This is a genomic window from Synechococcus sp. R6-7, assembly GCF_047461695.1.
GTDB lineage: Bacteria > Cyanobacteriota > Cyanobacteriia > Thermostichales > Thermostichaceae > Thermostichus.
Genome location: NZ_JANSHS010000112.1, coordinates 1 through 6,946 on the forward strand (window position 1 = coordinate 1; position 6,946 = coordinate 6,946).

General features: G+C 60.4%; 5 protein-coding genes and 1 pseudogene. 2 read left to right on the top strand and 4 right to left on the bottom strand.

The window, feature by feature from the left end:
- Positions 1-174 precede the first annotated feature (174 nt).
- The 3 genes from rpsD to NW815_RS03995 form a co-directional block, all read right to left on the bottom strand.
- On the bottom strand, positions 175-786 hold the full coding sequence (rpsD, locus tag NW815_RS03985; protein ID WP_011432724.1) for a 30S ribosomal protein S4: 612 nt from the start codon (positions 784-786) through the stop codon (positions 175-177).
- Positions 787-962: 176 nt separating this feature from the next.
- Positions 963-2,099, bottom strand: coding sequence for a GDP-mannose 4,6-dehydratase (gene gmd / locus NW815_RS03990; protein WP_414344822.1), 1,137 nt, complete (start codon positions 2,097-2,099; stop codon positions 963-965).
- Positions 2,100-2,222: 123 nt separating this feature from the next.
- Positions 2,223-3,605 (bottom strand): nicotinate phosphoribosyltransferase, encoded by a 1,383-nt coding sequence (locus NW815_RS03995; protein WP_414390969.1) that lies wholly within the window; start codon positions 3,603-3,605, stop codon positions 2,223-2,225.
- Positions 3,606-3,920: 315 nt separating this feature from the next.
- On the opposite strand from NW815_RS03995, the gene NW815_RS04000 reads away from it, so the two are divergent.
- Together NW815_RS04000 and NW815_RS04005 are read left to right on the top strand one after the other, a co-directional pair.
- Positions 3,921-4,991, top strand: a complete 1,071-nt coding sequence (locus tag NW815_RS04000; protein ID WP_414390971.1) for an isochorismatase — start codon at positions 3,921-3,923, stop codon at positions 4,989-4,991.
- 49 nt (positions 4,992-5,040) lie between these two features.
- Positions 5,041-6,333: an ATP phosphoribosyltransferase regulatory subunit gene (locus NW815_RS04005; protein WP_414415736.1), complete on the top strand. Its 1,293-nt coding sequence runs from the start codon at positions 5,041-5,043 to the stop codon at positions 6,331-6,333.
- Here the strand turns inward: NW815_RS04005 and NW815_RS04010 are convergent.
- Positions 6,317-6,946, bottom strand: a pseudogene (locus NW815_RS04010) (DNA polymerase III subunit delta'); the annotation flags it as partial. The gene NW815_RS04005 and the pseudogene NW815_RS04010 sit on opposite strands and share 17 nt — an antisense overlap.

The window sequence follows — 6,946 nt, forward strand, 5'->3', positions numbered from 1 at the left end:
GAGGGCGGGGCTTCCCGGCGGTCTAGCTAACGCTACGCATCGCCAACAGGAGCGATGAGCAGGGGAAACGCTACAAAAAACAAACCGTGAAAAATCCCCCGGCCTCAAGGGTGAGGAGAACGTCAAACTGCCCAAAATTCCCCCGCAATTTGCAATGGCCACAAAAGGGGATCCCTAGAGCTTGCGGGAATAGAACTCAACCACCAAAAGCTCGTTGACCGGGGCGCAAATTTGCTCGCGGGGGGGCAATTCCTTGATGCGTCCGCGCAGCTTTTCTTTGTCAAACTCCAGGTAGTCCGGCAAAAACAACCCCGGATACTCCGCGTAGGCGGCCACCAGCTTGCGGGAAGATTCCTTGTTTTTTACTGTAATCACATCCCCCACTTTGCAGCCATAGCTGGGAATGGTTACCTTTTGGCCGTTAACCTCTATGTGGCCGTGGCTCACGAGCTGCCGAGCTGCCGGAATGGTTGGAGCCATGCCCAGACGAAACACGATGCAATCCAACCGCATTTCCAGCATTTGCAGCAAGGCCAAACCGGTGGATCCCTTGGAGCGCCGTGCCTTGCGCATGTAGCGGATCATCTGCCGCTCGCTCAGCCCGTAGTTGAAGCGCACCTTCTGCTTTTCTTCTAAGCGAATGGCATATTCGGATTTTTTCTTGCGCTCGGCGCCATGCATACCGGGCGGGTTGGTATTTTTGGGGCGCTTGCGCGTCAAGCCGGGCAGATCAAGTCCCCCGAAGCGACGAATAATTTTTAGGCGGGGGCCTGTGTAGCGGGACATGGGGGCATTTCTCCGAAATCAGCAAACAAAGTCAGCAAGAGATGGTCAGCTGGGGAGCAAGAGGACGAGGCACCAAAAGAATCGGCGATCTACTATATTAAGCGTTTAGTTCCTGCTTTGGACAAGGGGTCAAGGCTGTCTTTTGGGATCCCGTCTCCACCGTTGTATTCACCCTGTCAGTCGTAGTGAACCCCCAGCTGGGTGCGGATGAAAGCGCGATCTTCGCTAAGCAAGCCGTTGAGGGTGCGCCGTTCCCCCAAGATGGGATCCGGATCCAGGCCGATGGCTTCCAAGTCGGCCAGCACCATCAGCTCCACCAACTGCGGGAAGCTCACCTTGGGCTCCCATCCTAGGACTCGCTTGGCTTTTGAAGCATCCCCCAACAGCAGATCCACCTCGGTTGGGCGGTAGTAGCGGGGATCGATCTCGATCAACACTTGGTCTTTGTACAACCCCTGTTCGGCTTGGCCGGAGCCTTTCCAGGTAATCGGCAGGCCTACCAGCGCGAAGGCCCGTTCCACAAACTCGCGCACAGTGTGGGTTTCCCCGGTAGCCAGCACATAGTCATCCGGCTGGGGTTGTTGGAGCATCATCCACATCCCCTCGACGTAGTCTTTGGCGTAGCCCCAGTCCCGCTTGGCATCCAGGTTGCCCAGGTAGAGCTTGTCCTGTTTGCCGGCCACAATGCGGCTGACGGCGCGGGTGATCTTGCGGGTTACAAAGGTTTCCCCTCGCCGTGGGCTTTCGTGGTTGAACAAGATACCGTTGCAGGCGAAGAGGTTGTAGGCTTCGCGGTAGTTGACCGTCTGCCAGTAGCCGTACACCTTGGCACAGGCATAGGGGCTGCGCGGGTAGAAGGGGGTGGTTTCCTTTTGCGGGATCTCTTGCACTAGGCCGAACATCTCCGAGGAGCCTGCCTGGTAAAACTTCACCCGGATCCCGGTGCGCTGCTGGTAGTCGCGGATGGCCTCTAGAAGACGCAGCGTGCCCATGGCCACTGCATCGACGGTGTATTCCGGCGCATCAAAGCTCACCCGCACGTGGGATTGGGCCCCCAGGTTGTACACTTCCGTCGGCTGCACCTGTTCCAAAATCCTGCGCAGGGTGGTGCCATCCGTGAGATCCCCGTAGTGGAGAAACAGCCTGGCCTGGGGGTTGTGGGCATCCACGTAGATGTGGTCGATGCGGTCGGTGTTGAAGGTGCTGGCGCGGCGGATGATGCCGTGAACTTCGTAGTTTTTCTTCAACAACAGCTCGGCCAGATAGGAGCCATCCTGTCCGGTGATGCCGGTAATTAGGGCACGTTGGGTCATAGAGCTGGGGGCAAAGATCGGGAAAAATGAAGAACCAAGTGGCTCAAGGCTCAAGTCCAATGGCAAACCTCAAAGCGGAGACCTTGAAGCTAGAACATTATAGTGCAGCGGGACTCCTTCTCCTCAGGCAGGGCCCGCCGAGGCACATTCCTGGCCAAGGGTGTGGTCTTTCAACCGTTGCAAAGCGGCAGTCAGGGCTGTGGGCCAGGGATCCGGCTGGCGCAGTTGTCGCACTCCCTGGGGCAGGCACAGCACAGAGGCGCGGCTGGTGCGGGCAATGGCTTCCAGATCCGGCAAGGGATCCAGCAGCAGCCCTTTTTCCATAACTTTGCGCAAGAGCGGTTCGTAGCCAGGAGGCGGGGGCTCGTCAGCATGGCCCAACAAGTCTCCTTCAGGGCCGCGAAAGATCTGCTTGCGACCGGGAAGGGTAGCTTTGGCAAAGGAAGCTTTGGCCACTGGGATCCCATTGATTTCCACCAATTTGTACACCCCGTTTACGCCTTCTCCAGTTACCAGGCGGGTGCCCACCCCATAACCGCTGATGGGGGCTTGGGAGCGATGCAGGCGCTCGATCTCGTATTCGTCCAAATCCCCACTGACGAACACCGGGGCGCCTTGAGGCAAAATTTGTTTCACCCGGCGAGAGAGATCTTCCAAATCTCCCGAGTCGATGCGCACCCCGCCGATTTCCCCCTGGGATCCCAGTTGATCTGGGCTTCTGGCCGCAAAGAGCTGGGCTGCTGTGCGCGCCCCTTGGATGGGATCGTAGGTATCGATCAGCAGCGCAGCTTGGGGAAAGTAGCGCCGAAAGGATTGAAAGGCGCGGGTTTCGTCTCCCGAGAGAGCAGCAATGGCCATCACTAGGGAATGGGCCATGGTTCCTGCCGGCTTGCGCCCCAATTTCAGGGCTGCCAAGACGTTGGAGGTGGCATTGAACCCTGCCGCCAGAGCCGCCCGGGCTGCCCACAGCCCCGCCTGGGGACCAAAAGCTCGCCGGGTGCCGAACTCCAACAAAATGGCCTCATCCCCTGCTGCATCTCGCATACGGGCCGCCTTGGTGGCGATCAGGGTCTGGTAGTTAAAGGTGGACAGCAAGTAAGTTTCCACCAGTTGGGCTTGCCAGAGGGGGGCTTCCACCCGCAACAGGGGCTGGTTGGCGAAAATGGCGGTTCCTTCCGGCACCGCCCACACATCCCCCTCAAACCGGCAGCGGGCCAGCAGATCCCAAAAGCGCTCCGGCGCATCGGCGAAAATGCCCGTTTCCCGCAGCGCTCGCAAAGCCTCGGGGGCGAAGCTCAGTTGCTGCAGATAGTCCACTGCCTGGGTGAGCCCCATGGCGATTAGGTAGCCATAGTCGGTGGGCAGCCGCCGCACAAACAGCTCAAAGGCAGCGGGCTGAGACTCTAGCCCTTCCCCCACGTAGCAGGCGGCCATGGTGAACTGGTACAGGTCGGTTAGCAGGCCATAGTCTTGGGGCTGCAACGACGAGAAATCAGGGCTCAACATGAAAAACCTCGGGGCAGAAGCCAGTGGGGAACGGCGGGATCGAGCAGAGGGCTGTTGCGAAGGTTATAGTGAAACTTACCATAAGTAAGGCTGCTTGTAGGGATCCACCAGAAGCATCACAACCCCAAAAAACCCTAAAAATCGGCCTCGACAAGACACCAAACCCAAACTCAGCCAGAAATACAGGCGGCCATCTGGACAAAATCTTGCCCCCAACTTATAGTGAAACCAACCATAAGTACCAGCCCGACTTCCTTTAACCTTAGATCAAGCTTGTGCAAGCCTGGTCAATCCAGCCCCCACCGGAAGAACGCCATGAATACCACTCTACAGGAGCTAACTGTTAAGGCTCCAGCGGGCCTTCCCCCCCACTTTGATCCGGAGCGGGTGGGAGAGATTTGGCGCGTGCCCTACCAACAGCGGGCAGCAGAAGCCGAGCTCTGGGCCAAGGAGCAAGGGATCCCGCCGGCAGAGGCGGATCGGGTGCGGGTGGGCTTGTTGCTCATTGATGTGCAGAACACCTTTTGCATTCCCGGCTTTGAGCTGTTTGTGGCCGGTTCCAGCGGGTTGGGAGCGGTGGAAGATAATCGCCGGCTTTGTCAGTTCATCTACCGCAATTTGGCTTGCCTCACCCAGATCATTGCCACTCTCGACACCCACACGGCCATGCAGATCTTCCACCCCGTCTTTTGGGTGGACGCGCAGGGAGCCCATCCTGAGCCGGCCACGGCCATTTCGGCAGCCGATATCCGCTGCGGACGCTGGCGGGTTAACCCCGCCATGGCTGCCAACCTCACCCAGGGGGATCTGACGCGGTTGCAGGTCTACGCTCTGCACTACGCCGAGCAATTGGAGCAGGGGGGGAAATATCCCCTCATCGTCTGGCCCTACCACTCCATGCTGGGGGGGATTGGCCATGCCCTGGTGCCAGCGGTGGAGGAGGCGATTTTCTTTCACAGCATGGCCCGCTGCAGCCAGCCCAGCCTGCAGCTCAAGGGAGCCAACCCCTTGACGGAGAATTATTCCGTACTCAGCCCGGAGGTCTTGACCGGGCCGGAAGGGGATCCCATCGACGAGAAAAATGAGCCTCTTATCCGCCACCTGCTGCAGTTTGATGCGCTGATCGTGGCTGGCCAAGCCAAAAGCCATTGCGTGGCCTGGACGGTGAGTGACCTGCTGCAGGAAATCCAAGCCACGGATCCCAGCTTGGCCAAGAAAGTTTATCTTCTGGAGGACTGCACCTCGGCGGTGGTGATCCCCGGCGTTGTGGATTTCAGCGAACAGGCGGAGGCCGCTTTCGCCCGCTTTGCGGAAGCAGGAATGCACCGAGTGCGCTCCACGGATCCCATCTGGGAGTGGCCTGAGTTTCCCCGGGATCCCAGCTGACCTCCAACATCCGGTATGATGCAGCAGGATCCTCTGCTGGAGCAGCCCTGTGTACGGTCGCGGTAGCGGTGCGGAGCACTCTCGCGGTAGCGGTGCGGAGCACTTTTGGGATCCCCGCCCTGAGGCCAGTTCCACCGTCTCCAGCAGTCTGCGCCCCCCCAGCGGTGCCCGGGATCTCCTGCCGCGGGAAGTACAACGGCGGGAGAAGCTGGAGGCTCAGCTGACCCGGGTTTTCCGGCGCCATGGCTACCAGCGCATCATCACTCCCACCCTAGAGCGGCTGGAAACGCTGCTGGCGGGGGGATCCATCCGCGCTGAGTCGGTGCTGCAACTGCGGGATGGCGAAGGGACGATGCTGGGGCTGCGCCCCGAGTTCACTGCTTCCATTGTGCGGGCGGCAGCCACCCGTCTAGCCGGTGGGCCTTTGCCGTTGCGGCTCTACTACCACGGCAGCGTTTTTCGCAACAGCCGGCGGGAGGAGGGATCCTACAGTAGCCAGGAGTTTTTTCAGTCCGGAGTGGAGCTGATCGGGGCAGGGGGATGGCTGGCAGATGCCGAGATTCTGCTGCTGCTGGCCGATTGCATTCGCTCGATCGGCATCTCTTCTTGTGTAAACGGGACGGAGGCCGCCTGGACGCTGCTGCTGGGAGATGTCAGCCTCACCGAGAGTTTGCTCAGCGCCGTTGCCCCCACGGCTCAAGCGGCAGTGCGCCGTGCCATTGCCCAGCTCGACTACGTTTACCTGGAATCGGCCCCTCTGCCGGAAGCCGCCCGCCAAATTGGCTTGCAGATTCTGGGGCTGCGGGGACAGCCCGGCTCAGTTCTTTCTGACCTAGCTCAGTTGCCTGTGCCGCCTGAGCGGCTGCGGGATCTGCGGCAGCTCTGCCAGGTGCTGGAGGAACATGGGGTGCGGGTGGTGCTGGATCTGAGCTTGTTGCAAACCCTGGCCTACTACACCGGCATCGTTTTTCAGGCAGTGGCAGGCGGGGAGATCATTGCTCTGGGGGGACGCTACGACCGGCTGTACGCCCTCTACAGCCCTCAGCAGGTCGAACAGCCGGGGATCGGCTTTACCCTTCTGCCGGATACGCTGCTGCGGCTCTTGCCCCCCGATCCCCAAACCGAGGAGATGGGCTGCAAACGGTTGGTGGTGCCCCTGGTGCCGGCAGGGATCCCGGCGGCGCTGGCCTTGGCCGCCCGCTGGCGAGAATTGGAGGCGGTGGAGCTGGAATTGCTGGATCGGGCCCCTGAAGAGATCGAAGCCTATGCCCGCCAATGTCGGATCCCGGAGATCGCCTGGGTACAAGCCGACGGCAGCTACCACATCACCCACCCGGGCTAATGCTGGCAAGGTTGACCTCCCAACAGAGACGGGGCTGCACCAGTTGCAACAGGTGTTGGCGAATGCGTTCCAACTGCCGGATGGCGCTCTGCACCCCTGGCGCAAACGGCTGACGGGATCCCTGCGCCCAAAAATGCTGCTGCAAATAATCGATCAGCCACAGTTGTGCCGGCAGCTCCAAACTGGCCACCGCTCTGCCCAATTCCAATGCCTGCTGGAGAGAAGAGTGCCAGGGCCAACGTTTGAGTTCCTCAAGGAGCGACGGCGGGATCTGCTGCAGGTGCTGGTGGGCCAGCAAGGCCAGGCCGGGGCTGCCCTGGGCCAAGGCAATCAGCTCGGATCGAGGGATCCCTGCCAGATCTGGGCAACCCAACCCACTCAGCACCCGGTCGACCTCTTCTGGGCTGAGGCGGCGAAAAGGCACCATCTGGCAGCGGGACAACAGCGTCGGCAACAGCGAGGCCGCCTGGGGGGCGATGAGTATAATATGGGCTGGGCCTGGCTCCTCCAGGGTTTTCAACAAAGCATTGGCAGCGCTTTCCGCCAAGGTTTCGGCTCCCTCCAGCACCACCACCGCTCCCGATCGCGTAAGCGGGACGGAGTCCTTTCGCGT